This window comes from Kribbella sp. NPDC023855, assembly GCF_040639475.1.
Lineage (GTDB): Bacteria > Actinomycetota > Actinomycetes > Propionibacteriales > Kribbellaceae > Kribbella.
This window is the reverse complement of the sequence record NZ_JBFAAA010000010.1, coordinates 199754-225402: the sequence shown is the minus strand read 5'-3', so window position 1 is coordinate 225402 and position 25649 is coordinate 199754. Positions and strand designations below refer to the sequence as shown.

The following is a 25649-nucleotide window of genomic DNA, read 5'->3' as shown; positions in this document are numbered from 1 at the left end:
GTCAACGCCCCGTCAAAGCCACCGGCTGCAGCGTCGGGCTCAGCCCGGCGTATCCAGCCCCGTTGAAGGAGTTCATCAGAGCCACCGGGTCCGCGAAGGGCGCACCAGCGGTGGCGGCCCCGTGGTCGGCGGAGAAGCTCGCCACCGGCGGCTGCAGCACAGGCGGCTGCTCCGACCGCGCCGGGTCACCCAGGACGAACGCAGTACCGAGTAGTGAGGCCATGGCTGCCGCAGAGCCGGCTGCACCCAGTACGCCGGTCCGGCGGCGGCTGCGGGTCGCAGTACGGGTGCCTGGCCGGGTGCTGTCGTTGCGGGCAGCGGGGAACGCCGAACGCTGCGGGCTGAGCGTGAAGGCCGCCGGTGTGAGCACCGGGCGGATCTCCTCGCGGGGCTCGGTCGAGAACGACGGGACGCCCATCAGGCGCTGCATCAGGTCGAGGGACGGCTCCGGGTCGGCCACTGCCGCCAGCCGGGCCTTCAGCCGGCGCTGGGCCTCCACCTCGGAGCGGCAGTCGTCGCAGCTGACCAGGTGGCTCAGCACCCGGTCCCGCGAGTCGTGGTCCAGCTCTCCGTCGACGACGGCGCTCAGCTTGTCCAGGGGATGTTGCAGGGTCACCGGTCGCCACCTCCGGCAAGGAAGGGCCCGTCAGCCGGCGGGCCACTGACACGGGTCTGGCCGGAGCGGGGCGCGCGGTGCTCGAGGTGCTTGCGCAGCATCGAGCGGCCGCGGTGGATCCGGCTGCGGACGGTGCCGAGCTTCACGTCCAGCACGTCAGCGATCTCGTCGTACGTCATGCCCTCGATGTCGCAGAGCACCACGGCCGCCCGGAAGTCCTCCGGCAGCGCGTCCAGCGCGTACTGCACATCGTGGTCGAACAGGTCGTGGTCGAGCTTCTCGGCCGGCCCGGAGCCCTTGGAGGGCAACCGGTCGTGCGCGTCGTCGGGCAGGCCGTCGAACCGGATCCGCTGCTTGCGGCGGGCACCGTCCAGGAACAGGTTGGTGGTGATCCGGTAGAGCCAGCCCTCGAAGGTGCCGGGCGTGTAGGACGACAGCGAGCGGAAGACCCGGACGAAGACCTCCTGGGTCAGGTCCTCCGCGTCGTGCTTGTTGCCGGTCAGCCGGTAGGCCAGCCGGTACACGCGGGCGGAGTGGGCCCGGACGATCTCGTCCCAGGACGGCAGCGCCTCGGCCTCGGGCCGGAACTGCGGGGTGCTCTGAGCGGGCACCACGGAGGTGTCGACGGGCTTCACGACAACGCCTCCCTGGGTCCGCTCGGCAACGAGTGAGAACACCATGGTGCCGCGTTCACCGTCCTCTTCGCACGTCGGGTACACCCTGGTTCGACCCTGGGATGCCAGTACGACGAGTCAACGGCCCCCGCGAACCGGAAGTTCCCGGCCCCGGTAGCTCTCACCGAACAAGACGCGGCGGCGGCCACAAAGGTTGACCGTCAGTCCTCGTCGATCACGGCGATCGGGTCGCCGTCGCGGACGACCTCACCCGCGGCGACCTTCATCTCACTGATCGTGCCGGCCACCTCGGCCAGCACCGGGATCTCCATCTTCATCGACTCGAGGATGACCAGGGTGTCCTCCGGCCCGACCGTGTCCCCGGCCTTGGCGATCACCGACTGGACGTTCGCCACCAACTCTGCCACCACGGTGTGACTCACGTGCGCTCCTCTGTTGCGGGATCCCGGGGCTCGATCCTAGGCGCCACCTTGCGGGCCCGGTACGACGCGACGCGGGTGCGGCTGGAGCAGGTCGGCGTACAGAACCGGCGAGGGCGGCGCTCGGCGGCGTTGACGAAGACGCGCTCGCAGTCGGGCGCGGCGCAGGTGTGGATCGCCTCGAACCCGTGCCCGGCGGCAAACCCCGCCAGCCCGAGCGCGGCACCGGCGGCCAGCCACTCGGCCCAGGTCGCGTCGGGCTTGGCCACGTGCAGGTGCCACGGCGACCCGTCGTGATCCGACAGATACGGCCGTACTGCGTAGTCGCTGAGCAACTCGTTGAGCACACCGGCCGCATCGGCCGGCTCGGCGTGGAAGACCGCGCGGAGCCGCTCACGGACCGCCTTCACGGCTACCAGGTCGCCCTCGTCGACCGTCACGCTCGGCTCGCCGTGGTCGATCAGGAACCGCTGGAGCGCTTCCGGCGAGGTCAGCTGCTCCGGGTCCAGTGACTTGGTGTTCACCAGGTCCACGGCGAGCCGGATCATCCGGTCCGGCGTCGTCAAGGTTTCCACTCGACCGATCGTAACGCCTTTGCTAGCGTAACGTGTAACTACCAAATATGCGTTACAGGAGGCTTTGATGCTGGCGCGCTACCTGCTCGCCGCGACCCTCGCGCGCGTCGGGGACGAGATGGTCGCGTTCACGCTCGTCCTGCTCGTCCTGGAGCGGACCGACAGCGCAGCCCTCGCAGGACTCACCGGAGCCGCCTACGCCCTGCCTGCCGTCGTCACCGGTCCCCTGCTCGGCGCCTGGCTGGACCGGACCCGCTACCGGCGTACTGCGCTAGCGGCCAACCAGGCCGTGCTGGGCGCGGTCATGCTCTCGATGCTGGCCGTAGTCGGCCACACTGCGCATTGGGTGACACCAGTCCTCGCAGCACTCGCCGGTACGACGCTGCCGCTCGTGAGCGGAGGCTTCACCAGCATGCTGCCGATCCTGCTGCCGTCCGAGCGTCTTCCCCGGGCGAACTCACTGGAGGCCGCCAGTTTCGGCATGGCAGCGATCACCGGGCCAGCAGCGGCCGCCACGCTCGCGGCCGCCGTGTCGGCCGAGGCAGCCGCAGTAGTCATCGCCGTAATGGCCGCACTGAGCATCCTGGCCATCGGGCGCCTACCCGCCCTACCGCCAGCACCTGCATCCCCAGAGCCCTTCCTGGGTTCCGTAGTAGCCGGCCTCGCCCACCTAGCCCGTACTCCGCGGCTGCGGGCCTCAACGGTCACCACCACCCTGCTGATGGGGGTGACCGGGATGCTGCTCATCACCCTGCCGCTGCACATGGCGTCGATTGGTGCGTCACGGTCGGCAGCCGGCTACCTCTGGACAGCACTGGAGCTGGGCAGCGTCACCACGGCACTTCTCCTGGGTCGCTTGCAGGTTCGCTGGCGACCGGAGTACGTCGTGATGGTTTCAGTGGCCGTCTACGGCCTGGCCTTCACCGCGTGGCCGTTCGCTGGCACCTTTGCCGTTCTACTCGTGCTTGCTGCGGCCACAGGTCTCGTGGAGGGTCCGATGCTGCCGGCGATGTTCGCTGCTCGGCAGCAGTACTCACCGACGGCTCTGCAGGGTCGGGTCAGCACTACAGCGGCCAGCCTGCGAGTAGGCGCCGCCGCGCTCGGTCAGGCGGCTGCTGGCCTACTGGTCCCCGCGGTCGGCACTCACACAGCTCTCCTGCTAGTGGCTGCAGGTCTAGTAGCCGCTTCCGGCATCGGCTGGCTAGCAGGCAGTCCGACACAAGCGAAGAGGGAGACAGCGCAAAATGTCAGTTGAAGTAGGAGCGTGGGCTGCGGGCTGGGCGATCACGCGAGGCACCCCGCCGCCGGTCGCAGTGCCTGAGGGGTATCGCATCGACGTCGGCCTGCCCGGGCATGTCACGCGCTACGTGCTGCCCACTCACTCGCCGGCCCTGGCCGCTCGACTCACGACGCCTGACACCTGGCTGAAGATCTGCGCCGATCAGCCAGCACTGGACGCTCGGTGGCAGGTCCAGCCGCCGGAGTACCTGATGAGCACTCAGCTGACGAGCGAGCCGCCCGCCTGCGCACCGGAGTACGAGCTGGAGGTGGTGCGGGCCGGCAGCGTGATCGATGTGGTGATCAGCGCTGAGGGTGAGCGGGCCGCCGCTGGGAAGGCTGGGCTGACCGGTGAGTATGCAGTGATCGACCAGGTGGTGACCGAGCCGCAGCACCGGCGTCGCGGTCTCGGCACCACGGTCATGCGCGCGCTCAGCCAGGCGGCAAGAGACAGCGGCGCGCGGACCGGAGTACTGGTTGCCACAGCTGACGGCCAGGCCCTCTACAGCCGCCTGGGATGGGCGCTGCTGTCTCCTGTTACAGCTGCTCGTATGTGACATTCGTACCGAGCTGTGCATCGAAAGGGGTGACGCCAACCGAGGAGAACGATGCCGAACCCCAGTGGATCAAGTCAGCAGGAGTTCGAGGAGTTCGCCCATGCGCGCGCCGGGCAGCTCTACCGCTCGGCATGGTTGCTCTGCGGCAGTCACCACCAGGCCGAGGACCTTGTCCAGGAGACCCTCGCGAAGGTCTATGCCCGGTGGCGACGGCCGTTCGGCCGGATCGACAATCCCGCCGCCTATGCCCAGACGACGCTGACCCGCACGTTCCTGGGCGGCAAACGCCGCCGCAGCGACGGTGAGCAGCCGTACGCCGACGTACCCGAGCAGGCGGTCACCGATCCGGCGACAGGTGCCAGCGTCCGGGTGGCGCTCCTGCAGCTGCTGTCCGAGCTGCCGCCGGCGGATCGCGTCGTCCTGGTTCTGCGCTATCTCGAAGACCTCAGCGTCGACGAGGTGGCCGACCGGATGGGCATCTCGGCGGGAGCGGTCCGCAACCGCAGTATGCGCGCCCTGGAACGGATCCGCGGGCTGGCCGACGACTCACTGAGGATAGGAAAGGACTGACCATGTACGAGGACAACACCACCGACAGCGACGGCCGGGTCTCCACGCTCTTCCACGACACCACCACGCACCTCGAACCCGACGTCGCTGCGCTGGTGCAGGGCAGCATCGAACGCGGCCAGGTCAGACGGCGCCGCAACACCATCGGTACTGCGACGGTGGCGGCCGTCGCCGTGGCCGGCATCGTCGGGGCCGCGGTGAACCTGACCCCGAACCTCGGCAGCGCCGGGTTCGACCCAGCCGGCGCTCCCGCCGGTGCGGCGGTCTCGACGCCGAGCGCGGCCCCGAAACCGAGCGCGGCCCCGAGCGCAGCCCCGAACCCGGGCAAGGACTCGGCGAAGAAGGCTCAGCCGTCCGGCAAGCCCGGCAAAACCGGTCCGCTGGGCGGTGCGGTCGCCGACATCCCGGTGAAGGCTGCCGACCTGCCTGGTCTGTTCACCCAGCTCTACCCCGGCAAGGTCACCCCCGCCGAGGAGCGGACCGGCCGCATCATCGACAACGGCAAGGAAGGCCAGTACGCCCACTTCCTGTGGAAGGGCTTCACCACGTCGGTCGGCTTCGCGGCGTACGCCGGTACTCCGGCAGAGCGGTGCCGCGAGCTCCAGCAAGGAAGCGGGACGGGTCTGTCCCTGACTTGCACGAAGCGCCCCGACGGGACGGCGCTGCTGACCTGGCGGCAGGTCGCTCCGGCCAGGGATGGCGGCGGGACCGCCGTGTCCGCATCGCTGCTCACCAAGGACGGCTACGAGATCTTCATCGTGTCGTACAACTCGGCACGCAAGGAGGGACCGAACCTGGCCCCCAAGCCGCCGCTCAGCATCGCCCAGCTGACCGCTGCCGTCACCAGCAAGGTCTGGTTCTAGTACTTCGTAAGGGCCCGGCCGGAGTCATCCGGCCGGGCCCTTACCCATGTTCAGTCCAGGATGACCGAGCGGCTCAGGCTGCGGGGCTGGTCGGGGTTGAGGCCGAGGGCGAGTGCCTTGGCGACTGCAACCCGCTGGGCCACCACCAGGGACGCCATCGGATCCAGTTCGGGGTGGTGGACGATCGTCGCGCCGGTGGCGGCCACGTCCTCCCGCAGGCCGACGGGCGGCTCGCCGAAGATCCAGACACCACGACCCGGCTGCGCGATCGCGATCGGGCCGTGGCGGTAGTCCATGGCCGGGTACGCCTCGGTCCACGCCGACGCCGCCTCGCGCTGCTTCAGGCCCGCCTCGTGGGCCAGCCCGACGGTCCACCGCGTCCCGACGTACGTGACCTGCTCCAGCTTCGCCAGCTCGTCCACGTCGATCGTCAGCGCGACCTCGGCGTCCGCGGCGGCCTGCGACAGGTCCTGCCCGAGCGACGCGCGCAGCAGCGCCAAGGTCGTCGTGGCGAACCTGGTCTGTACGACGGACCGCTCGTCGGCGAAGTCGAGCATGATGGTGTGGTCGGCCAGCTCGACGATCGGCGACCCCGGCGTCGCGGTGATCGCGATGGTCGGCAGTGAGGTCTGCCCGATCAGGTCGAGCACCTCGGTCGTCGTACCGGACCGGCTGATCACCACCACCGCGTCGTACTCGCGGCCGGCCGGGAACTCCGACCCGGCGAACGCGTCGGTCAAGCCCTGGCCGAGGTCCTCGCGCAACGCGGCGTACGCCATCGCCATGAACCACGACGTCCCGCAGCCGACCGCCGCGACGCGTTGACCCGGACTGGGCAATGCGCCACCGTACTGCGCGAAACCGGCTGACACCTGCCGCCACAGCTCGGGCTGAGTGGCGATCTCAGTGCTCACGAATGGCGTCTGCGTCATGTGGTCTCCGGAGATGTAATGGTCGAAACTGCTCGAACGTGATCGAATGGTGCCAACCGGCAGCCGTGCGGCTGACCGATTCTGTGAAGGAGGACGCCCGGGTGAAGCGTTACGAACGCCTGAATACGTTGCTCGAGTCGCTCGCGGAGAAGGGCGCGATCGATGTCGACGAGCTCGCGGAGCAGTTGCACGTCTCCGCGGCGACGATTCGGCGCGACCTGGACCACCTGGGAAAACAGCAGCTCCTGACCCGGACCCGGGGCGGCGCGGTCGCCAACGCGGTGTCCTACGACCTGCCGCTGCGCTACAAGACTGCGCGTTTCGCGTCGGAGAAGCAGCGGATCGCGCAGGCCGCGGCCACCCTGGTCCGCCGCGGCATGGTGATCGGGATGAACGGCGGTACGACGATCTCCGAGGTGGCCCGCACGCTGGCGACCCGGCCGGAGCTGTCGGCCGAGCACGGCGAGCCCGCCTTCACCCTCGTCACCAACGCGCTGAACATCGCCAACGAGCTGATCGTCCGCCCGCACGTGAAGATGGTGCTGACCGGCGGCGTCGCGCGGCCGCAGTCGTACGAGATGATCGGTCCGCTGTCGCACCGGATCCTGGCCGACCTGTCGCTGGACATCGCCTTCATCGGCGTCGACGGGATCGACGAGACCGGCGCCACCGCCCACCACGAGGGTGAGGCGAACATCAACCAGCTGATCGTCAGCCGGGCCGCCAAGGTGGTCGTGGTGGCCGACTCCAGCAAGCTCGGCCAGCGGGCCTTCGCCCGGATCTGCGAGCTGACCGAGATCGACACCCTCGTCACCGACGCCCAGGCCGACGAGTCCCAGCTGACCGTGTTCAAGGAAGCCGGGATCGACGTCATTCGTTCCTGACATCGCGCGTACCTCCTTCAGCGGGTGATTGCTGCCTCGTCAACACGATCATATCTGCTCAAGGGCCCAAGTTACGAGCAAGAGTGCGCAACCTCCGCGCGGGAGGCGCTGATCGGGCGCCTCGGGACGCTAGGCTTCGCCCTATATGAGCAGCGCAGTATGACCAGCGCAGGGATGAGTACCGCAGCGGCATCGATCAGGGAGGGCATCATCGCCACGGGCATCGACCCCACGTCCTGGGCCTACGCCGAGGACTACACCGGTGAGGACGAGGTCGTCACCGGTGCACGGGCGAGCGCCGAGGACAGCGGCATCTCCGCGATCGGCCCCGGCGCGGCCTCCGCGCTGAGCATGCTGGCCGCCGCGGCGGGCGCGAAGGCGGTCGTCGAGATCGGCACCGGGACCGGTGTCTCCGGCCTGGCGCTGCTGCGCGGTATGCGCTCCGACGGCACGCTGACCACGGTCGACCTTGACGCGGAGAACCAGCGCCTGGCCCGCAAGACGTTCCTGGACGCCGGGATCCCGTCCAACCGCTTCCGGCTGATCGCCGGCTCGGCGCTGGACGTCGTCACCCGGCTCACCGACGGCCACTACGACCTGGTCTTCTGCGACGCGGACAAGCGTGAGTACACGGCGTACCTGCACGAGGCTCTTCGCCTGCTCCGCCCCGGCGGCGTCGTTGCCTTCGACAACGCCCTGCACCGCGGCCGGGTCGCCGACCCGGCCCACCGCGACCCGGAAACCACCGCCGTCCGCGACTTGATCCGAGCCGTCCGTGACAACGACGACCTCACCTCAGCCCTCCTCCCCACCAGCAACGGCCTCCTGGCCGCCGTCAAACGCGCCTGACGCCAAGCTGCTGGAAGAACCGGCGTACATCGCCGGGCTGGAGGGCTACTCCTGGGCCCAGCCGGCGAATCTGGTGATTTCGGCGGTGACGTGCGGCCAGGCGTCGGAGAGCGGGTCGATGAGCTCGTAGTGGCCGATGCCCTCCACCCGGACGAGCCTGGCGGTCGGGTGTGCGGTCACGTAGGACTCGGAGACTCCGATCGGTACGCGCTGGTCGGCGGTGCCGTGGACGATCGCGACCGGCATGATCGGGGCCGGGAGGTGGGTGGGGTCCAGGTCGTTGCGCACCCCGCCGCCGATGAAGTCCTGTACTGCGGTCTTGTCGAGCCCGAGTTGGTCGGCCATCAGCAGGTCGGCGACCGGCGCCAGTGCGACGATTCCGCGGAGCCGGACCGGGTTGAAGGTTGCCGCGGCCCACAAAGCCAGGTGGCCGCCCGCTGAGTGGCCGGTCAGCACGAAGCCGGCTTGGAGGTCCATCAGGTCGGGCAGCCGGTCGAGCGCGTCGCGGACGTCCTCCGCAGTACGGTCCGGATGTCCCGGTTCGCGCCGGTACTCGATCGACGCCACCGACCAGCCCTCGTCGGCCAGCGCCTCACCGAGCGGGCGGGCATGGGTCCGGTCGTACTCCGGGCGCCAGAACCCGCCATGGATGAAGACGATCGTCGGACGGTGCTCCTTCGCGTGCCAGACGTCGACCACTTGCTCCGGGTAGTCGCCGTACTGCAGCTGGTCGTCGGGTTCCCTTGCCTCGCGTGACAGTACGGAGCGGTCTTCCGTCATACAGACCTCCCAGCTAGTGTCCCGCCGGCGGGACGCTCGGGCCCAGGAAACGCAGGGCGTTCTCTGACAGCAGCTTGACCTGCTGATCGGCCGAGAGCCAGTCGGCCCGCCGGACAACCTCCCCCACGGGCCGTTCACCGAGCGGGTACGGGTAGTCACTGCCGACCATCACCTGGTCCTCACCAAGGGTCTCCACCAGTAACCGCAACGCTGGTTGCTCAAACACCACGGTGTCGACGGAGAACCGCCCGAGATAGTGACTCGGCGGATGCTGGGACTTTCCCCGTACTACGTCGCCGCGGCGCTGCCAGGCGTTTTCCACCCGGCCGAGCCAGAAGGCGAAACTCCCACCACCGTGGGCGAAACAGATCCGCAGCGACTCGGGCAACTCGTCGAAGGCGCCGCCGAGGATCATGGCCAGCAGGGAAAGATGTGTCTCTGCCGGCATTCCGGTCAGCCACCGCGCCATCCAGCGATCAAGCCGTGGACCGCCCGGCATGTCCCACGGATGGACCAGCACCGGGGCGCCGACCTCGGCACAATGCTTGAGGAAGGCAACGATCCCGGCGTCGTCGAGATCCTTGTCCCCCACGTGGTTGCCGATCTCGACCCCGACGTGCCCGGCAGCCAGACACCGGTCGAGCTCCGCGCAGGCCGCGTCCGGATCCTGCAACGGCACCTGGCAGAACGGCACCAGTCTGTTGTCCCCGGCAAGCGTCTCCAAGGTCAGATCGTTGAAGATCCGCGCCACCTTGACCGCCTGATCCACCGGCCGCTCATACCCGAAGAACACCGGCGTAGGCGAAACCACCTGCAGATCGATGCCATCAGCATCCATATCCACCCGCCGCGCCACCGGATCCCAAGCCTCCACCCCCACCGGCCGGAACTCGGTCTCCCCCACCATGATCATCGCCGCCCGCTCAGAATCCACCCGCAACCACGGCCACCCCTCACCGCCACACGCAGCCGCCAAGTCCGGCCAACCCTTCGGCACCAGATGCGTGTGGATGTCGACGGTGCGTGGCATCAGGCCTTGCCTGGGTGGAGGGTGTCGCAGGTGGGGCAGGTGCGGGCTTCTTCGCTTTCGTAGAAGGCCTGGAAGACTGGGGGGAGGTCGGCGACGATGTCGGTGACCTGGAGTTCTACCTCGTGGACTATGCCGTTGCAGTTGGCGCAGTACCAGCGGAACTTCTCCAGGGTGCCGGGTTCGCGGACTCGTTCGATCACCAGGCCGATCGAGTCCGCGTCGCGTTGCGGGGAGTGCGGCATGTTGCGCGGCAGCACCCACATCTCGCCCTCGTTGATGTCGACGCGGGCCGGGCCGTCGTCCGTCATCACGTCGACGTGCATCGTGCCCTTGATCTGGTAGAAGAACTCTTCGTACGGATCGACGTGGAAGTCGTTGCGCTGGTTCGGCCCGCCGACCACCATGGTGATGAAGTCGTCGCCGGTCGGGAACATCTGCTTGTTGCCCACCGGCGGCTTGAGCAGGTGCTTGTTCTGCTCGATCCACTCCGGGAAGTTCGTGGACTCCAGATTGACCATCATTCGCTCCTTTGCGGGATCGCCGCGACGGCTTGAATCTCGATCAACAATTGAGGATGCGGCAGTTGATGTACCGCGACAGTCGTCCTGGCCGGACCAGTCTCGTCGAAGAACTCGCCGTAGACCTCGTTGTACCCACCGAAGTCGTTCATCGACACCAAGTACGTCGTGACGCTGACCAGATCGCCGAGATCCGCGCCGACGGCCGCCAGGATGTCGCGGATGTTCTCCAGCACGGCCCGCGTCTGCACCCGGATGTCCAATGTCGTCGTCCCGAACTCGTCGACCGAGGCGCCCGCGATCGTGTTGTCCGGCAACCGGCTGGACGTCCCCGAAACGTAGGCGAACCCACCCGCCACCTTCACATGCGGAAACCGCCCGCGCGGTGTCGCCTTCCCCGCCACCAGCTTCGCCTCGCTCATGACAGCTCCACGCACACGTTGGTCAGTTCGGAGTAGAAGTGCAGCGAGTGGTTGCCACCCTCCCGGCCGATGCCGGAGAGCTTCATCCCACCAAAGGGTGTCCGCAGGTCTCGGAGGAACCACGTGTTCACCCACACGATGCCCACGTCGAGCGCCGCCCCGGCCCGATGCGCCCGGCCGACGTCCCGCGTCCAAACCGTTGCCGCCAGCCCGTACTGACTGTCGTTGGCCAAGGCAAACGCTTCGTCCTCGGAGTCGAACGGCGCCACGTGACAGATCGGCCCGAAGATCTCCTCCGTGTTCGTCCGAGCGGAAGTCGGCAACCCCGTCACTACGGTCGGTTGCACATAGCAACCGTTGTCACGCGCATCGCCGAAGGACGGAACCCCACCACCGGTGAGGATCGAGGCGCCCTCGGCGCGCGCCAGGTCGTAGTACGAGAGGACCTTGTCGCGGTGGGTTTTGGAGATCAGGGGCATGTTCACGGTGGCCTCGTCGGCGGGCCAGCCGAAGGGCATTTCGGCGGCGCGGGCTGCAAGCCGGGTGCAGAACTCGTCGAAGATCGGCCGCTCGACGTAGAGCCGTTCCGTGCAGAGGCAGACCTGCCCGCCGTTGGTGAAGACCGACCGGACCGAGCCCTCGACCGCCGCGTCCAGATCGGCATCGGCGAAGACCAGACCGGCGTTCTTGCCACCCAACTCGAAGGAAACAGCTTTCACCCCGTCGGCCGCGACCTTGGCGATCGCCGACCCGGTCGCCGACTCACCCGTGAACGTGATCGCATCAACACCAGGATGCCGGGTCAGGAACTCACCGGCCGACGACGGCCCGAATCCATGCACCAGATTGAAAACCCCAGCCGGTACTCCGGCCGCGTCCATCACCTCGGCGAGAACGGTGGCCGACGACGGAGTCTCCTCCGAAGGTTTCACCACCACGGCGTTGCCGCAGGCAAGCGCCGGCGCCACCTTCCAGGTGAGCAACAGCAGCGGAAGGTTCCAGGGCACGATGATCGCGACAACCCCGACCGGCTTGCGCACGGCGTAGTTCAAAGCCCGCCGGCCATCGGCGAGCACGGTGGTGAAGGACTCGGTCGACGCCGTAGTCGCAAAATCAGCGAAGGACCGGAAGTTGGCAGCGCCCCGCGGAATGTCGAGCGTCCGGGCCTGGCTGATCGACTTGCCGGTGTCGCCCACCTCGGCCGCCACCAGATCGTCGAAACGGCGCTCCAACTCGTCAGCCACCCGCCGGAGCACCACCGCGCGCTCCTGCTCGCTCATCCGCCCCCACGGCCCGTCCAACGCGGCCCGCGCGGCCGACACCGCGGCATCCACCGTCCCGGCATCGGCTTCGGACACGTCGAAGATCTGCTCGCCCGTCACCGGGCTGACCTTGGCGAAGCTCGAGCCACCGCCATCCACGAAGGCCCCGCCGACGTAGTTCCGCAGCAGCCCCACCGAGGTCGGTTGCCCGGTCAAGAGCCCCGGCTGCCACAAAGTCATCGCGGTCTCCGGGCGATCCGCGCGGCGGCCCCCAACACACCTGCGCCCAGCAGCGCGGCAGCAGCGAGGTACTGGTGCTGGCGCTGCACACGGTGCTGGATCTGCGCGTACGGCGTGGTCGTAAAGGACACCAGTTCGTAGCGGGAGATGTAGCGTCCGGGAAAGAGCCGCTCCAACCCATGCTCGACTCGCTTGCCCAGGCGGAAGACCGGCGAGGCCACCTTGTCGCGCATTTCGACGAAGTTGGCCAGCGCCATCTCCGCGATGGCCTCGGTGTTCTCCCGTCGGCGGTGCTCGTACAACGGCAGGGCGCGCGCCCACGAGCCACCGGTGTCGGACAGACAGCGGTCCAGCTCGACCACGTCCTCGAAGGCGCAGTTCGCGCCCTGTCCGTAGAACGGAACGATCGCGTGGGCCGCGTCGCCGATCAGCGCGGTCCGGCCATGAGCCTGCCACGGCTGCGTGTGCACTGTTCCCAGTACGCCGACCGGGTTGTGCAGATAGTCGTCCACCAACGAAGGTGCCATCGGCAACAGATCTGGATAATGCTCGCGGAAGTGCAGTTCGATCGACTCCCGGTTGCTCAGGGCATCGAAACTCCCGGCCGGCCAGAACAACGTGCAGGTGAAGGACTGATCTGGGTTCGGCAACGCGATCATCATCGACGTACCGCGGGGCCAGATGTGCAGCGCGCCCGGGTCCATCGCAAATGTCCCGTCCGCGGGCGGGATGCTCAACTCCTTGTAGCCGTAGTCGAGGAAGTCGACCTCCTCCCCCACGGCGCCCTCGGCCAGCAACTGCTCGCGCACCGCTGACCCCGCCCCATCAGCACCCAGTACGACGTCCGCTGTCGCCTTCACCAGGCCTGCAGGCGTCTCGAACACCATCGAGCCCGAGGCCGAGTCGAGCTCCACCAGGCGGTGCTCGAACAGCACCTCCACGCCAGGAGCCGCCGCGGCCGCGTCGAGCAGCGCGTTGTTCAGCGTGCCGCGACTGATCGAGTTGATCGCCCGCTCCCCCGACGCGCTGTACTGCTGGAAGTCCAGCGGCCCCTCGACCGGATGGATCATCCGCCCCTTCATCGGCAACGCGTCCGCCATCACCTGCTCGACCAGCCCGATCCGGCGCAACGCGTCCAGCCCGCGCTCGGAGATCGCCAGGTTGATCGACCGCCCCCGCTCGGGCTGCCCGACCCGCGGATCCGGCCGCCGCTCGTACAGGGTGACCGACAGCCCGCGACGCGCCAGGTAACACCCGAGCAGGCTCCCCGCCAGCCCGGCGCCGACGATGGCTACACGTTCGCTCATGCACTCTCCGGGACGGCCTGGGCCAGCGCGTCCACCGCGCGCCAGCAGTCGTGGTACTGCGAATAGAGCGGGACGGGCGCCAGCCGTAGTACGTCGGGCTCTCGTGCGTCCGCGATCACGCCGTGCTCGAAGCGCAGCGTCTTCGCCAGTTCACCGGCCCGCAGCGAACCGCTGATGCGCAGCGACAGCTGAGCGCCCCGTCGGGACGGATCGGACGGCGTGATCACCTGGAGCGGCCGGCGAGGCGTGATCTCGGCGAGCAACCACTCCAGGTACGCCGTGAGCCGCAGGCTGCGCTCGCGCAGTACTTCGATGCCGATCTTGTCGAAGAGCTCCAGCGAGGTGCGGACCGGACTCATCGCGAAGATCGGCGGGTTGGACACCTGCCACGCGTCGGCGGTCGCGGGCGGCCGGGACTCCGGCGCCATCTCGAACCGGCTCGCCTGCTCGGTGCTCCACCAGCCCTCAAAACGCTGCAACGAAGTACCGAGGTGCCGCTCGTGCACGAACGCGCCGGCCAGTGAGCCCGGTCCGGAGTTCAGGTACTTGTACGAACACCAGGCGGCGAAGTCGACATCCCAGTCATGCAGCGACAACGGCACGTTTCCGGCCGCGTGCGCGAGATCCCAGCCGACGACGGCTCCAGCCGCGTGCCCGGCCGCCGTGATCCCCGGGATGTCCATCAGCTCGCCGGTCAGGTAGTTCACGCCACCGAGAAGCACGAGCGCCACGTCCGGGACGCTGACCGCGGCGACGATGTCTTCGGTTCGCAGTACGGACTCGCCGGGAGGCGGCTGGAGCCGGACGATCGCCTCGTCGGGCGAGTAGCCGTGGAACTGCGCCTGCGACCGTACGGCGTAGCTGTCGGACGGGAACGCCGAGTCCTCGATGACAATCTTGAAGCGGTCCGCGGTCGGCCGGTAGAACGACACCATCAGCAGGTGCAGGTTGACCGTCAGCGAGTTCATCACGACGGTCTCGCTCGGCAACGCGCCCACCAGCCGCGCGGCCGGCTCGGTCAGCAACGAGTGGTACGGCAACCACGGCCTGGTCGCGTCCAGATGCCCCTCGACCCCGAGCGTTGCCCACGCGTCGAGATCCTCGAGCAACTCGCCCCGCGTCGCCTTCGGCCGCAACCCCAGCGAGTTACCCGCGAAGTACGCAACCTCCGGATAGCGCCCACCCTGCGCCGGCGGAACGTCGAACAACTCCCGATGCCCGGGATCCGCGGCATCGAGCGCCTTGGCCTCAGCCTCGCCGGAGCTCACGGCTCGATGACCGTTCCCTTCCCGATCGCTGTCACGCCGCCTTTGCTGACGGTGAAGCCGCGTTCGCGGTCCAGGTCCGGGTCGACGCCGATCTTCACGCCGGGTGGCACCACGATGTTCTTGTCCAGGATCACGTTCCGCAGTACGGCGTTGGCGCCGATCCGGCAGTTGTCCATGATCACCGCGCGCTCGATCGTCGCGCCCGAGCTCACGATCACGTTCGCGCCGAGCACGGAATGGTCGACACACGCGCCGGTGATGATCGAGCCGGAGCAGACGATCGTCTCGCCGACGGTCGCGTCGTCGGTGAACTTCGCGCCCGGCAGCTGCGGGTGCGAGGTGAAGATCGGCCAGTCGTGGTTGTACAGGTTGAACACCGGCTGGATCGAGACCAGGTCCATGTGCGCCTCGTGGTACGAGTCCAGCGAGCCGACGTCCCGCCAGTACGAACGGTCCCGGTCGAGCGCGCCCGGTACGTCGTTGTCCTTGAAGTCGTAGACCCCGGCCTTGCCCTCGGCCACCATCATCGGGACGATGTCGCCGCCCATGTCGTGCCGCGACGCCGGGTTGGCGGCGTCCTTGCGCAGCGCCTCGACCAGCACGTCGGCGGTGAAGACGTAGTTGCCCATCGAGGCGAAGGTCTCGTCCGGCGAGTCCGGCAGCCCGGGCGGATCGGCCGGCTTCTCCAGGAAGTCGGCGATCGTGTGCCCGTCGTCGGCGGTCTTGATCACGCCGAACTCCGACGCCTCGGCGCGCGGCACCCGGATCCCGGCCACGGTCACCCCGTTACCGCGCTCGAGGTGCGCCGCGACCATCTGCGAGGCGTCCATCCGGTACACGTGGTCGGCGCCGAACACCACGATGATGTCGGGCTGGAAGTCGTCGATCAGGTTCATCGACTGGTAGATCGCGTCCGCGCTGCCCTGGTACCACTGCGGGCCGAGCCGCTGCTGGGCCGGGACGCAGCTGACGAAGTTGCCCAGGAAGGTGGACATCCGCCAGGTGATCGTCACGTGCCGATCCAGCGAGTGCGACTTGTACTGCGTGAGTACGAACAGGTTGCGGATGCCCGCGTTGACCAGGTTGGACAGCACGAAGTCGATCAGGCGATAACTCCCGCCGAACGGCACAGCCGGTTTGGCCCGGTCCGCCGTGAGCGGCATCAGCCGCTTGCCTTCGCCGCCGGCCAGCACGATTCCGAGAACTCTGGGTGCCTTCGCCATGTCCGCACCTTAGCTTTCGATCCGAAGTTACATAAGACGGTTGCGAGTGTCGCGGACACTAGGGTTATGCCAATTCTCGTCGAACCCACTACTGCTGTGCGCCGATCCTTCCTCGAAGCCTGGGCCGAGCTGGACGATTCGGAGCAGCGGTGGATGGGGGCGCGGGGGTTCTTCCAGGAGTGGAGCCGGGAGCAGGCCGAGGATCCGGTGGAGTTCGCCCGGATGGTCGACGCGATCAAGGCCCAGGCCGACGAGAGCGTGCCGCCGCCCGCGGACATCGTGCACGAGACCATGCTCTGGTTCGTCGACGGCATCGACTGGATCGGCCGGGTCGCCATCCGGCACGACCTCACCCCGGCCCTGCTGGAGCTCGGCGGCCACATCGGGTACTTCGTCCGCCCGTCCGCCCGCCGCCGCGGCTACGCCACCCAGATGCTGACCCAGTCGCTTCCGATCGCGGCCCGGCTCGGCATCGACCCGGCGCTGCTCACCTGCGACGAGGACAACGAGGTGTCCCGGCGCGTCATCCTCGCGGCCGGCGGCGAACTCGAGGACGAACGCCACGGCAAACTCCGCTTCTGGGTCCCGACCCGCACGTCCTGACTCCGCCGGCCGCCGGCCGGCGGCGCGCTACCCGGCGAATCCAGGTTCCGGGTGGCTTATGGTCGGGGGATGAAGATCGCGATCCTCACGCGTGAGTTCCCTCCGGACGTGTACGGCGGGGCGGGGGTGCATGTCGACTTCCTGGTCCGCGAGTTGCGCAAGAGGCTCGCGGTGGACGTGCACTGCATGGGTGAACCGCGCAACGGCGCGATCGCCCACTCCGAGGACGACGCACGCATTCCGCACGCGAACTCGGCCCTCCGGGTGCTGTCCACCGACCTGACCATGACGGCGGCCGTGGACAGCGCCGAGCTCGTCCACTCCCACACTTGGTACGCGAACATGGCCGGCCACTGGGCCAAGCTCCTGTACGGCGTACCGCACGTGGTCACGGCGCACTCGCTGGAGCCGCTGCGACCGTGGAAGGCGGAGCAGCTGGGAGGCGGGTACCGGTTGTCGAGCTGGGCCGAGCGTACGGCGTACGAGGCCGCCGATGCCGTGGTCGCGGTCAGCAACGCGACCCGGGACGACATCCTCGCCAGCTACCCGGCGATCGACCCGGCCAAGGTGCACATCATCACCAACGGCATCGACGCGGACTTCTACCACCCGGACCCTTCGACGACCGTGCTCGAACGCCTCGGCGTCGACCTCAACCGTCCGTACGTGACGTTCGTCGGCCGGATCACCCGCCAGAAGGGTGTCCCCCATCTGCTCCGCGCCGGGCTGCAGCTGGACCCGTCGGTGCAGCTCGTCCTGCTGGCCGGCGCCGCCGACACCCCTGAGCTGAAGGCCGAGACCGACGCCCTCGTCGACGAACTGAAGGCGACCCGCGACGGTGTGTTCATCGTCTCGGAGATGCTGCCGCGCGAAGAGGTCCGCCAGGTGCTCACGCATGCGCTGGCGTTCTGCTGCCCGTCCGTCTACGAGCCGCTCGGCATCGTGAACCTGGAGGCGATGGCCTGCGAGACCGCCGTCGTCGCCAGCGCGGTCGGCGGCATCCCCGACGTCGTCGTCGACGGCGTCACCGGCACGCTGGTCCCGTACGACGAGGCCGACCCCACCACCTTCGAACGGCAGCTCGCCGAAGGCATCAACGCCCTGGTCGCCGACCCCGCCCAAGCCGAAGCGATGGGCAAGGCCGGCCGCGCCCGGGCCATCTCCGAATTCGGCTGGGACGCGGTCGCCGACCGGACCGTCGCGCTGTACGAATCGCTGGTGGGCACCACGAGCTGATTCAAGTCGCTGGTGGGACCCGTGAGCTGGCTATTTCGGCGGACGGACTTTCGGCGCGACCCGGACGTGGGCTCGTTCGCCTTGTTTGCCGATCAGGCTGAGGAACTCGACCGGTCCCGCGCTGGTGGCGCCGAACCAGTGCGGCGTACGGGTGTCGAACTCCGCGGCCTCACCTGGTTGGAGCAGGAGGTCGTGGTCGCCCAGGACGAGGCGCAGGGTGCCGTTCAGCACGTACGCCCAGTCGTAGCCCTCGTGAGTGCGCAGCTCCGGCTCGGCATCGTCCTTGCCTGCTGGTAGGACGAACTTGTACGCCTGGATGCCTCCCGGCCGGCGAGTCAGCGGCAGGATGACCGAGCCGTCGTCGCAGTTGATGGGCCGCAGGGTGACGCGCGGATTGCCGGTGGGCGGGGCGTCGACGAGTTCGTCGATGGTGACGCCGTAGCAGCGGGCCAACGGGAGCAACTGCTCCAGCGTGGGGCGCCGTAGCCCAGCCTCCAGCCTGGACAAGGTGCTGACGGAGATGCCGGTCTCCTGCGCCAGTTCGACGAGGGTGACGTCGCGGCGTTGCCGGAGCTGTTTCAGTCTCGGTCCGACCGCCTCGAGAGTGCGGTCCAGCGAATCGTTCATCGGCGCCAATTTTCCATTCGGCAACGTAGTTTGCTCATCCGTGGTCATGGTCGCACGCTCGTCAAGGGAAGCCTGACGAGAGGACGTGGAGATGACCGAGCAACACCGGTTCGATCGGGAGTACTGGGAGCAGCACTGGGCCGGCGGGGCACTGGGCACTCACCCGCCGAACCCCTACCTGTCCCGCGAGGTCGGCGGCCTGGTTCCTGGTACGGCGCTGGACGCCGGCTGCGGCGAGGGCGCCGAAGCGACCTGGCTCGCGTCGAACGGCTGGCAGGTCACGGCAGCCGACATCTCTGCAGAAGCGCTGACCCGCGCCGCCACCCGCGCGGCTGCGAGCGAAGCCGCCGAGCACGCGGCTGACCACGCAGCCGCTGAGCGCGCGGCTGGGCGCGGATCGGCTGGGCGCGCGGCTGGACGCGGATCGGCTGGGCGCGGATCGGCTGGACGCGGATCGGCTGGGCGCGGATCGGCTGGACGCGGATCGGCTGGGCGCGGATCGGCGGGGCGGGTGCAGTGGGTCGAGGCGGACCTGAGCGTCTGGGAGCCGAGCACGCAGTACGACCTGGTGATGACCCACTACGCCCATCCAGCCATGCCACAGCTGGAGTTCTACGACCGCCTCGCCACCTGGGTGGCGCCCGGCGGCACCCTGCTGATCGTCGGCCACCTGCACACCCACACAAGCGGCCACGACCACCACCCTCCCGCCGAGGCATCGGCCACCGCCGCCGCCATCACAGCCCGCCTAGACCTCACGGACTGGGAGGTCGTCACCGCCGAGGAGCAGCACCGCACCCTCGCCGCCCCCGGCGGCCGAGAGGCAACCCTCCACGACGTGATAGTCCGCGCCACCCGCCACAGGTAACACCCCGCAGCGCCGCACCCCGCGGCACCAGCACCGGCAACCTCCGCGCCGAGCCGCAGGCTCGGCGCTGGTTTCCCCTGCCCTCTGAGAGGAACTCATGAGCACGAACCACCCTGCCCCGGCGGAACCGGCGGAAGCGACCATTGGCGACCCGCGGCGGCGGCGGCGGCGGGCGATTCTGGTTGCGGTTTGCGTCGCGTTGATGGCTGTCATCGCCTCGGTCTCCGGGCTGAACGTCGCCCAGCCCGAGCTTGCCGTCGAGTTCGGTGCCTCGCAGAGCACCGTGCTGTGGATCATCAACATCTACACGATCAGCCTCGCCGCGCTCCTCCTCCCGCTCGGCGCGATCGGCGACCGCTGGGGTCGCAAGCCGGTACTACTCACCGGCCTCGCCATCTTCGGAGCAGCGAGCGCAGCAGCCGGCCTCGCCACCTCGACCGAGGTCATGCTCGCCGCACGCCTACTCAGCGGCGTAGGCGCGGCGATGATCATGCCGGTCACCCTCGCCGTCATCACCTCGACCTTCCCCGACCAGGAGCGTTCGAAGGCGATCGGCGTGTGGAGCGCCGTCGCCGGTGGCGGCGGCATCCTCGGGATGTTCCTCTCGGCCGTCCTGGTCGACCTGGCAACCTGGCGCTGGCTCTTCGTCCTGCCGGTCGCCCTCGTCCTCGCCGCCGCACTGATGGCGTTGCGCTCCGTCCCGAACTCCCGCGAAACCACCGACCATCGCTTCGACCTCATCGGCTCGCTGACGTCACTGGTCGCAGTACTCGGCCTGATCTTCGTCCTGCACGAAGGCCCGGTGAAGGGATGGACGGAGCCCGCGACCCTGCTGAGTCTGCTCATCGGCGTCCTCGCCGCAGCCGGCTTCATCGCCTGGGAGCTACGTCAGCAAGCCCCGCTCCTCGACATCCGCCTCTTCCGGGAGCGCGGACCAGCCAGCGGTTCCGTATCGCTGCTGGCCGTCTTCGGCGTACTGGCGGGGATCTTCGTCGTCCTCTTCCCGTACTTCCAGGCAGTGCTCGGTTGGTCCGGGCTGCGCTCGACCTTCGCGCTGATGCCGATGGCGCTGCTGATGATGTTCGCCTCCGGCCTGGCACCACATCTCGCCGCACGGATCGGAAGCCGCTCGACGATGGCATCCGGAATCCTCCTCGGCGCCGCGGGCCTGGCCCTGATGGCGACCTTCGTCTCCGTCGAAGGCGGCTACCTCTCGGTCCTGCCCGGGATGCTGGCAATGGGACTCGGAATGGGCCTGTCGATGACCCCGTCCACCGAAGCCATCACCACCGCGTTGCCCCGCGAACGCCAAGGAGTCGCGTCCGCCCTCAACGACGTCACCAGAGAGTTCGGTACTGCGCTAGGCGTCGCGCTCCTCGGAGCAGTCCTGTCCGCCGGCTACAGCAGCGCCATCGATTCCAGGCTCGCCGGTACGCCGGGCATCCCCGAGGGCGCAGCCGACACCGCTCGCGAGGGCGTCGCCAACGCCATCGCGGCAGCAGAGGGAGCTGGCCCACAAGCGGAGGCACTCATTCGGGCCGCGCAGGAGTCCTTCGTCGACGGCTGGCAACAGGCCATGTGGGCAGGCTTCGCCGTGATGGCCGCGCTGTTCGTCTACGTTCTCGCGCGCGGCCCTCAGAGCGCCTCGCCCCAAAAGAGGGCCTAGCTGATCCCGGCCGTGGGCGCTTCGCCTGTCAGCCAGGTGGTGAGCAGGCGGGCGCCGGCGCCGGTTGCGCCGAGGGAGTACTCGAACTCGTCGCGCGGCGACTCCGCGATGCTCGACAGGTCGAGATGGGCCCACGGCAGGTCACCGGCGAAAGCCTTCAGGAAGAGCGCGGCGGTGATCGAGCCCGGACCCTTCGAGCTGTTCACCGAGTCGGCGATCGGCGTCGAGATCAGGTCGGCGTACTGGTCCGGCAACGGCATCCGCCACAGCCGCTCGCCCGACACCTCACCGGCCGCGGACAGCTGCTCCGCCAGTCCGTCGTCGGTGGCGAACAACCCGCCGTACAGCATCGAGCCGAGCGACACCTTGATCGCGCCGGTCAGCGTCGCGATGTCGACGATCGCGTCGGGCTTCAGCTCCTTCACCGCGTAGGCGAGTCCGTCGGCCAGCACCAGCCGCCCCTCGGCGTCGGTGTTCTTGACCTCGGTCGTCCGGCCGCCGTAGTGCCGGATCACGTCGTCCGGCCGGTACGCCGTTCCCGAGGGCATGTTCTCCGCCGAACAGATCAGCCCGGTCACCTTGACCTGCGCACCCAGCTCGCGCAGGGCCGCCATCGTCGCGATCACCGAACCACCGCCGGTCATGTCGCGCTTCATCGACACCATGCCCTCGCGCGGCTTCAGCGACAGGCCGCCGGTGTCGTACGTGATGCCCTTGCCCACCAGGACGACGTACGGGGTGTCCTCGGTGGCGCCTTCGGGGGTGTAGTCCAGCCGGATCAGCCGCGGCGGGCGGGTCGAGCCCTGGCCGACCGCGAGGATGCCGCCGAAGCCGTCGGCCGCGAGCTGCTTCTCGTCCCAGACCCGCACGTCCAGCCCGGTCTTGCCGGCCAGCTCGGTGGCGCGGGCGGCCAGCCAGGCCGGGTCCTTCTCGTTCGAGGGGGTGGTGGCCAGTTCGCGCGCCAGCCAGCCGGTCCGGCCGATCACCAGACCGCGCTCCAGCACGGCGGCGCGATCCAGGTCGGTGCCGTCGGTCAGCACCACCCGCTCGACCACGGGCTTGCCTGCGTCGACGGTCTTGCGGGTGAACGTGAACGACCCCAGCACGATGCCTTCGGCAAACGCCTGGAGCGCGTCATCGTCGATGCCCTCGGCAACCACCGTGGTCAGCTCGTCCTTGCCCCGGCCGAACCGCGCGATCGCCGCTCCGGCGTGTCGCAGGTCCCGCGAGGAGCCGTCACCGGCCCCGACCAGCAGCACCTCGGCCACCTCACCGGTCAGCAGCGGGTACGCCGCGGTCGCGCCGGCTCCCGGGGTGAACCCGGTGCCGCGCTGCGCCTCGAGCAGCCGGTCGAGGTCGACCCCGAGCCGCTCACTGGCTTCCTTGGCAGCGGCCGGCAGTCCCGCCTCGCCGACCACGATCACCCAGGTGCGCGACCCGTGGACCGGGAGCCCGGGCTGCCAGACAACGGCAGGCAGAGTCGGGAAGATGTTGCGGGCGCTGCTGCGGCGAGCCACCTGACGTCCTCACTTTTGATCAAAGGTTGTGGGTGCAACCGTAACGACCCCGGCCGGTGCCGGAAAAGGCACCCACCGGGGTCGCGGAGTGGTTCAGGGTGCGCTCTGCCGAGCGCCCCGGGGGATCGGATCAGCCGACAACGGCTTTGAGCGCGTTTCCCAGCTCGGTCGCCTCATCGGCGTTCAGCTCGACGACGAGCCGACCGCCGCCCTCGAGCGGAACCCGCATCACGATGCCCCGGCCCTCCTTGGTGACCTCGAGCGGACCATCGCCCGTCCGCGGCTTCATCGCCGCCATGCGCGCACCCCTTCCCTCATTGGATACTGCCCTCTTCGGTGTTGAGCGACGACACCACGAGGGAGTTCCGTCGCCGGCGCCCACGTGGTGATGCGCCGTCGGCGCGCATCGCACTGTCTATCTGGACCCATTATCCCCGATCACGGGCCAGAGCCGTGCACCATACGGCAGACTCAGGTCTCGTGCACGCCCGTTCAGCGCTCTTCGACCTGTACGGCGACCACCTGCGCGCGCGGGGAGCGCGTGCCCCGGTGGCCGCCCTGGTTCGGCTGCTCGCCCCGCTGGGCGTGCATCCGCCGGCCGTCCGGACCGCTGTCTCGCGGATGGTCCGGCAGGGCTGGCTGGAGCCGGTCAAGATCGACGGGCAACCCGGCTACGCGCTCACCGCCCGGGCGCGTCGCCGCCTCGACGACGCCGCCGCCCGGATCTACCGGACCGGCGCCGACGGCAGCGAGGGCGAGTGGGACGGGCACTGGCATCTGAGCATCCTGCGCGAGATCCCGAACGCCCGCCGCCGCGAGCAGCTGGCGAGCCAATTCGCCTTCCTGGGTTGGGCTCCGCTGTCCGAGGCGGCCTGGGTCGGGCTGCGCCACGACGCCGAGGTGGACCAGATCCTCGACGTCGAAGGGATCGCTGCCGACCGGTTCCGCGCACCGGTCGACGATGACGCGGCATCGTTCGCCCGGCGGGTCTGGAAACTGGACGAGCTCGGCGCGTCGTACGACGCCTGGCTGAACGAGGCCAAGGCGCTGGCCGACAGCGCGGGCGACGAGGTCACCGACGAGCAGGCGTTCGCAGTACGGTCTGAGCTGGTGCACGAGTGGCGCAAGTTCCTGTTCCTCGATCCGGGCCTGCCGGCCGAGTTGCTGCCGACCGACTGGGCCGGTACCCGGGCGGCCGCGTTCTTCGATTTCCACGCCACCCGGCTGAGCCACGCGGCCGGGCGTTTCGTGGACAACTGCCTGACCGTTCACTGACTGTTTTTCACCGAGTGTTGGGAGCCAGCAACGATGAGTGACTCTGTCGCGTACGACGTGACGGCGGGCGTCGCCACGATCACCCTGAACCGGCCGGAGGCGATGAACTCGCTCGACACGCCGACCAAGGTGGCGCTGCGGGACGCCGTCGCGGCGGCCGCCGAGGACGAGGCGGTCCGCTGTGTCGTGCTGACCGGGACCGGGCGGGCGTTCTGCGTCGGCCAGGACCTGAAGGAGCACATCGGGCTGCTCCAGGCCAACGACCTGGACGCGCTGTGGAGCACGGTTCCCGAACACTACGCGCCGATCGCGCTGGCCCTGGCCGAGATGCCGAAGCCGGTGATCGCCTCGGTCAACGGAGTCGCCGCCGGGGCCGGCGCGTCGATGGCTTTCGCCTGCGACTTCCGGATCGTCGCCGACACGGCGGGCTTCAACTTCGCCTTCGCCGGCATCGCGTTGTCCTGCGACACCGGCATCTCGTGGACCCTGCCCCGGCTGATCGGCCAGGCGAAAGCGACCGAATTGTTGTACTTCCCCCGCACGATCCCGGCGACCGAAGCACTCACGCTCGGCCTGGCCAGTTCCGTCGTACCGGCCGACGAGCTCGGTACGGCGACCAGCGAGCTGGCGACCAAGCTGGCCAATGGGCCAACCGTTGCCTATGGCGCCCTTCGGCAGTCGCTCGCGTACTCCGCGACGCACACGCTCGCCGAGGCGCTGAAGTTCGAGGCCGGCAAGATGGAGCTGACCGGCGCCACCGAGGACCACCGCAACGCGGTCGCGTCCTTCGTCGCCAAGGAGAAGCCGACCTTCCAGGGCAAGTGAACAGACCGCGGCCCGGAACCTCGTCGGTTCCGGGCCGCGGTTTTGCGTGGGGTCAGCGAGCGGTCGTGAACGCGTTCAGACCGCCGGTGAACCCGTTGGCCCACAGCTGGTTGACGCGCCTGCGCTCAGTGGAGTTCGGGTAGGGGTTGGTGCAGGACGGGCCAGGACCGCCACCCGACATCAGCTCGCTGCACGGACCGGAGTAGTGGTCCGGCAGGCCGAGCACGTGGCCGGTCTCGTGCGCGGTGATCCGGGTCGGGTCGTACACCTGCGCCTGGCGGTAGTCGAGGAAGATGTAGCCCCGGCCGTGACCGTTGGTGGACGCGTAAGAGCCGCGCGAGTCGTTGCCCTCGGTGTAGTAGAAGTCGTACCCGCTGGTGCTCTGGACCAGCCGCACGTTGGTGACGGAGGAGTTCCAGATCTGGGTCGAGCGGGAGATCTGGGTGGCGAAGGTCGGCGCGTTCACCCGGTACCGAACGGTGACCGCCGCCAGGCTGTTGCCACTCTTGGCCTGCTTGGCCAGCGCCGACTTCATCACCGCGTCGTAGAACGCCTTGTTGTTGGCCGCCTCCCGCGGCGAACCGGCGTACGACGACACGGTGGTGGCCTCGGCCCGCTCGGGCGCGGGGGCGGCCGCGGCCGTGCTTGCGGCGAAGCCTGTGACACCAAGGGCGGCGGTGGCCAGCAGGGCGAGGGAGGACAGGAGCTTGCGATGGGGCATGGGCGGGCCTCATTCAGATCTGGGGGCGGACCGCGATCGGCGAACACCGACCGCGACTGACTCCCGAAGTGATACCAAGCCCC

General features: G+C 68.9%; 29 protein-coding genes. 12 read left to right on the top strand and 17 right to left on the bottom strand.

Annotated elements, in window-relative coordinates; all coding sequences use genetic code 11:
• Position 1: 1 nt before the first annotated feature.
• From AB0F51_RS29990 to AB0F51_RS29975, 4 genes are all read right to left on the bottom strand, one after another.
• Entirely contained in the window at positions 2-616 is a 615-nt protein-coding gene (locus AB0F51_RS29990; protein ID WP_360285277.1) for a zf-HC2 domain-containing protein, read from the bottom strand.
• Entirely contained in the window at positions 613-1296 is a 684-nt protein-coding gene (sigE, locus tag AB0F51_RS29985) for an RNA polymerase sigma factor SigE (protein WP_360285276.1), read from the bottom strand. Before sigE ends, AB0F51_RS29990 begins: the two co-directional genes overlap by 4 nt.
• Positions 1297-1451: 155 nt before the next feature.
• Positions 1452-1673: a biotin/lipoyl-binding carrier protein gene (locus tag AB0F51_RS29980; RefSeq protein WP_360285274.1), complete on the bottom strand. Its 222-nt coding sequence runs from the start codon at positions 1671-1673 to the stop codon at positions 1452-1454.
• On the bottom strand, positions 1670-2245 hold the full coding sequence (locus AB0F51_RS29975; RefSeq protein ID WP_360285273.1) for a CGNR zinc finger domain-containing protein: 576 nt from the start codon (positions 2243-2245) through the stop codon (positions 1670-1672). The genes AB0F51_RS29980 and AB0F51_RS29975 overlap by 4 nt, the downstream gene beginning before the upstream one ends.
• Positions 2246-2312: 67 nt before the next feature.
• Here AB0F51_RS29975 and AB0F51_RS29970 point away from each other — a divergent pair, with 67 nt between their 5' ends.
• From AB0F51_RS29970 to AB0F51_RS29955, 4 genes are read left to right on the top strand one after another with little or no spacing between them, the layout of a single operon-like run.
• A complete protein-coding gene (locus AB0F51_RS29970; RefSeq protein WP_360285271.1) occupies positions 2313-3500 on the top strand; it encodes an MFS transporter in 1188 nt (395 codons plus the stop codon).
• Entirely contained in the window at positions 3490-4080 is a 591-nt protein-coding gene (locus AB0F51_RS29965; protein WP_360285269.1) for a GNAT family N-acetyltransferase, read from the top strand. Before AB0F51_RS29970 ends, AB0F51_RS29965 begins: the two co-directional genes overlap by 11 nt.
• A 51-nt stretch (positions 4081-4131) precedes the next feature.
• Complete coding sequence (locus AB0F51_RS29960) at positions 4132-4650, top strand: SigE family RNA polymerase sigma factor (protein WP_360285268.1); 519 nt, start codon at positions 4132-4134, stop codon at positions 4648-4650.
• A 2-nt stretch (positions 4651-4652) separates the two neighbouring features.
• Positions 4653-5513 carry a hypothetical protein gene (locus tag AB0F51_RS29955; RefSeq protein WP_360285266.1) on the top strand — a complete coding sequence of 287 codons (861 nt, stop codon included), beginning with the start codon at positions 4653-4655 and terminating at the stop codon, positions 5511-5513.
• Between the two features lie 50 nt (positions 5514-5563).
• Here the strand turns inward: AB0F51_RS29955 and AB0F51_RS29950 are convergent, their stop codons facing one another.
• Positions 5564-6445, bottom strand: a complete 882-nt coding sequence (locus tag AB0F51_RS29950; protein ID WP_360285265.1) for an SIS domain-containing protein — start codon at positions 6443-6445, stop codon at positions 5564-5566.
• A gap of 101 nt (positions 6446-6546) precedes the next feature.
• Here AB0F51_RS29950 and AB0F51_RS29945 point away from each other — a divergent pair, with 101 nt between their 5' ends.
• On the top strand, positions 6547-7329 hold the full coding sequence (locus tag AB0F51_RS29945) for a DeoR/GlpR family DNA-binding transcription regulator (protein WP_360285263.1): 783 nt from the start codon (positions 6547-6549) through the stop codon (positions 7327-7329).
• Positions 7330-7503: 174 nt separating this feature from the next.
• Positions 7504-8178, top strand: coding sequence for an O-methyltransferase (locus AB0F51_RS29940; RefSeq protein WP_360285262.1), 675 nt, complete (start codon positions 7504-7506; stop codon positions 8176-8178).
• Positions 8179-8223: 45 nt separating this feature from the next.
• Here the strand turns inward: AB0F51_RS29940 and AB0F51_RS29935 are convergent, their stop codons facing one another.
• From AB0F51_RS29935 to glgC, 8 genes are read right to left on the bottom strand one after another with little or no spacing between them, the layout of a single operon-like run.
• Positions 8224-8958 (bottom strand): alpha/beta hydrolase, encoded by a 735-nt coding sequence (locus AB0F51_RS29935; RefSeq protein WP_360285260.1) that lies wholly within the window; start codon positions 8956-8958, stop codon positions 8224-8226.
• A gap of 13 nt (positions 8959-8971) precedes the next feature.
• Positions 8972-9988, bottom strand: a complete 1017-nt coding sequence (locus AB0F51_RS29930) for an amidohydrolase family protein (protein ID WP_360285259.1) — start codon at positions 9986-9988, stop codon at positions 8972-8974.
• A complete protein-coding gene (locus tag AB0F51_RS29925) occupies positions 9988-10506 on the bottom strand; it encodes a 3-hydroxyanthranilate 3,4-dioxygenase (RefSeq protein WP_360285257.1) in 519 nt (172 codons plus the stop codon). The genes AB0F51_RS29930 and AB0F51_RS29925 overlap by 1 nt, the downstream gene beginning before the upstream one ends.
• Positions 10506-10928, bottom strand: coding sequence for a RidA family protein (locus tag AB0F51_RS29920; RefSeq protein WP_360285255.1), 423 nt, complete (start codon positions 10926-10928; stop codon positions 10506-10508). Before AB0F51_RS29920 ends, AB0F51_RS29925 begins: the two co-directional genes overlap by 1 nt.
• Positions 10925-12430 (bottom strand): 2-hydroxymuconic semialdehyde dehydrogenase, encoded by a 1506-nt coding sequence (locus AB0F51_RS29915; protein ID WP_360285254.1) that lies wholly within the window; start codon positions 12428-12430, stop codon positions 10925-10927. The genes AB0F51_RS29920 and AB0F51_RS29915 overlap by 4 nt, the downstream gene beginning before the upstream one ends.
• Complete coding sequence (locus AB0F51_RS29910) at positions 12427-13737, bottom strand: NAD(P)/FAD-dependent oxidoreductase (protein WP_360285252.1); 1311 nt, start codon at positions 13735-13737, stop codon at positions 12427-12429. The genes AB0F51_RS29915 and AB0F51_RS29910 overlap by 4 nt, the downstream gene beginning before the upstream one ends.
• Positions 13734-15005 carry a kynureninase gene (gene kynU / locus AB0F51_RS29905; RefSeq protein ID WP_360285250.1) on the bottom strand — a complete coding sequence of 424 codons (1272 nt, stop codon included), beginning with the start codon at positions 15003-15005 and terminating at the stop codon, positions 13734-13736. The genes AB0F51_RS29910 and kynU overlap by 4 nt, the downstream gene beginning before the upstream one ends.
• A complete protein-coding gene (gene glgC / locus AB0F51_RS29900) occupies positions 15002-16228 on the bottom strand; it encodes a glucose-1-phosphate adenylyltransferase (protein WP_360285249.1) in 1227 nt (408 codons plus the stop codon). Before glgC ends, kynU begins: the two co-directional genes overlap by 4 nt.
• Before the next feature lie 66 nt (positions 16229-16294).
• Here glgC and AB0F51_RS29895 point away from each other — a divergent pair, with 66 nt between their 5' ends.
• Positions 16295-16831, top strand: coding sequence for a GNAT family N-acetyltransferase (locus AB0F51_RS29895; RefSeq protein WP_360285247.1), 537 nt, complete (start codon positions 16295-16297; stop codon positions 16829-16831).
• Positions 16832-16900: 69 nt separating this feature from the next.
• Positions 16901-18067 carry a glycogen synthase gene (gene glgA, locus AB0F51_RS29890; protein ID WP_360285246.1) on the top strand — a complete coding sequence of 389 codons (1167 nt, stop codon included), beginning with the start codon at positions 16901-16903 and terminating at the stop codon, positions 18065-18067.
• 30 nt (positions 18068-18097) lie between these two features.
• Here glgA and AB0F51_RS29885 read toward each other — a convergent pair whose 3' ends face one another.
• Positions 18098-18694 (bottom strand): XRE family transcriptional regulator, encoded by a 597-nt coding sequence (locus AB0F51_RS29885; RefSeq protein ID WP_360285245.1) that lies wholly within the window; start codon positions 18692-18694, stop codon positions 18098-18100.
• Positions 18695-18785: 91 nt separating this feature from the next.
• On the opposite strand from AB0F51_RS29885, the gene AB0F51_RS29880 reads away from it, so the two are divergent.
• Positions 18786-19562 carry a methyltransferase domain-containing protein gene (locus AB0F51_RS29880; RefSeq protein ID WP_360285244.1) on the top strand — a complete coding sequence of 259 codons (777 nt, stop codon included), beginning with the start codon at positions 18786-18788 and terminating at the stop codon, positions 19560-19562.
• Between the two features lie 202 nt (positions 19563-19764).
• Entirely contained in the window at positions 19765-21228 is a 1464-nt protein-coding gene (locus AB0F51_RS29875; RefSeq protein WP_360285242.1) for an MFS transporter, read from the top strand.
• Here AB0F51_RS29875 and AB0F51_RS29870 read toward each other — a convergent pair.
• Together AB0F51_RS29870 and AB0F51_RS29865 are read right to left on the bottom strand one after the other, a co-directional pair.
• Entirely contained in the window at positions 21225-22745 is a 1521-nt protein-coding gene (locus AB0F51_RS29870) for a leucyl aminopeptidase family protein (protein ID WP_360285240.1), read from the bottom strand. The two genes, AB0F51_RS29875 and AB0F51_RS29870, sit on opposite strands and share 4 nt — an antisense overlap.
• A gap of 130 nt (positions 22746-22875) precedes the next feature.
• Entirely contained in the window at positions 22876-23043 is a 168-nt protein-coding gene (locus AB0F51_RS29865) for a DUF3117 domain-containing protein (protein WP_012923066.1), read from the bottom strand.
• A gap of 182 nt (positions 23044-23225) precedes the next feature.
• Here AB0F51_RS29865 and AB0F51_RS29860 point away from each other — a divergent pair, with 182 nt between their 5' ends.
• Together AB0F51_RS29860 and AB0F51_RS29855 are read left to right on the top strand one after the other, a co-directional pair.
• A complete protein-coding gene (locus AB0F51_RS29860; RefSeq protein ID WP_360285238.1) occupies positions 23226-24020 on the top strand; it encodes a PaaX family transcriptional regulator C-terminal domain-containing protein in 795 nt (264 codons plus the stop codon).
• A gap of 33 nt (positions 24021-24053) precedes the next feature.
• A complete protein-coding gene (locus AB0F51_RS29855; RefSeq protein WP_360285236.1) occupies positions 24054-24845 on the top strand; it encodes an enoyl-CoA hydratase-related protein in 792 nt (263 codons plus the stop codon).
• Positions 24846-24897: 52 nt separating this feature from the next.
• Here AB0F51_RS29855 and snpA read toward each other — a convergent pair whose 3' ends face one another.
• Entirely contained in the window at positions 24898-25566 is a 669-nt protein-coding gene (gene snpA / locus AB0F51_RS29850; RefSeq protein WP_360285235.1) for a snapalysin, read from the bottom strand.
• Positions 25567-25649 lie beyond the last annotated feature (83 nt).

Excerpts from the sequence above, each read along its gene's own strand:
- sigE (WP_360285276.1), bottom strand. The coding sequence starts at position 1,296 with ATGGTGTTCTCACTCGTTGCCGAGCGGACCCAGGGAGGCGTTGTCGTG.
- AB0F51_RS29970 (WP_360285271.1), top strand. The coding sequence starts at position 2,313 with ATGCTGGCGCGCTACCTGCTCGCCGCGACCCTCGCGCGCGTCGGGGAC.
- AB0F51_RS29965 (WP_360285269.1), top strand. The coding sequence starts at position 3,490 with ATGTCAGTTGAAGTAGGAGCGTGGGCTGCGGGCTGGGCGATCACGCGA.
- AB0F51_RS29960 (WP_360285268.1), top strand. The coding sequence starts at position 4,132 with ATGCCGAACCCCAGTGGATCAAGTCAGCAGGAGTTCGAGGAGTTCGCC.
- AB0F51_RS29955 (WP_360285266.1), top strand. The coding sequence starts at position 4,653 with ATGTACGAGGACAACACCACCGACAGCGACGGCCGGGTCTCCACGCTC.
- AB0F51_RS29950 (WP_360285265.1), bottom strand. The coding sequence starts at position 6,445 with ATGACGCAGACGCCATTCGTGAGCACTGAGATCGCCACTCAGCCCGAG.
- AB0F51_RS29940 (WP_360285262.1), top strand. The coding sequence starts at position 7,504 with ATGAGTACCGCAGCGGCATCGATCAGGGAGGGCATCATCGCCACGGGC.
- AB0F51_RS29935 (WP_360285260.1), bottom strand. The coding sequence starts at position 8,958 with ATGACGGAAGACCGCTCCGTACTGTCACGCGAGGCAAGGGAACCCGAC.
- AB0F51_RS29930 (WP_360285259.1), bottom strand. The coding sequence starts at position 9,988 with ATGCCACGCACCGTCGACATCCACACGCATCTGGTGCCGAAGGGTTGG.
- AB0F51_RS29925 (WP_360285257.1), bottom strand. The coding sequence starts at position 10,506 with ATGGTCAATCTGGAGTCCACGAACTTCCCGGAGTGGATCGAGCAGAAC.
- AB0F51_RS29920 (WP_360285255.1), bottom strand. The coding sequence starts at position 10,928 with ATGAGCGAGGCGAAGCTGGTGGCGGGGAAGGCGACACCGCGCGGGCGG.
- AB0F51_RS29915 (WP_360285254.1), bottom strand. The coding sequence starts at position 12,430 with ATGACTTTGTGGCAGCCGGGGCTCTTGACCGGGCAACCGACCTCGGTG.
- AB0F51_RS29910 (WP_360285252.1), bottom strand. The coding sequence starts at position 13,737 with ATGAGCGAACGTGTAGCCATCGTCGGCGCCGGGCTGGCGGGGAGCCTG.
- glgC (WP_360285249.1), bottom strand. The coding sequence starts at position 16,228 with ATGGCGAAGGCACCCAGAGTTCTCGGAATCGTGCTGGCCGGCGGCGAA.
- AB0F51_RS29895 (WP_360285247.1), top strand. The coding sequence starts at position 16,295 with ATGCCAATTCTCGTCGAACCCACTACTGCTGTGCGCCGATCCTTCCTC.
- glgA (WP_360285246.1), top strand. The coding sequence starts at position 16,901 with ATGAAGATCGCGATCCTCACGCGTGAGTTCCCTCCGGACGTGTACGGC.
- AB0F51_RS29885 (WP_360285245.1), bottom strand. The coding sequence starts at position 18,694 with ATGAACGATTCGCTGGACCGCACTCTCGAGGCGGTCGGACCGAGACTG.
- AB0F51_RS29880 (WP_360285244.1), top strand. The coding sequence starts at position 18,786 with ATGACCGAGCAACACCGGTTCGATCGGGAGTACTGGGAGCAGCACTGG.
- AB0F51_RS29875 (WP_360285242.1), top strand. The coding sequence starts at position 19,765 with ATGGCTGTCATCGCCTCGGTCTCCGGGCTGAACGTCGCCCAGCCCGAG.
- AB0F51_RS29865 (WP_012923066.1), bottom strand. The coding sequence starts at position 23,043 with ATGGCGGCGATGAAGCCGCGGACGGGCGATGGTCCGCTCGAGGTCACC.
- AB0F51_RS29855 (WP_360285236.1), top strand. The coding sequence starts at position 24,054 with ATGAGTGACTCTGTCGCGTACGACGTGACGGCGGGCGTCGCCACGATC.
- snpA (WP_360285235.1), bottom strand. The coding sequence starts at position 25,566 with ATGCCCCATCGCAAGCTCCTGTCCTCCCTCGCCCTGCTGGCCACCGCC.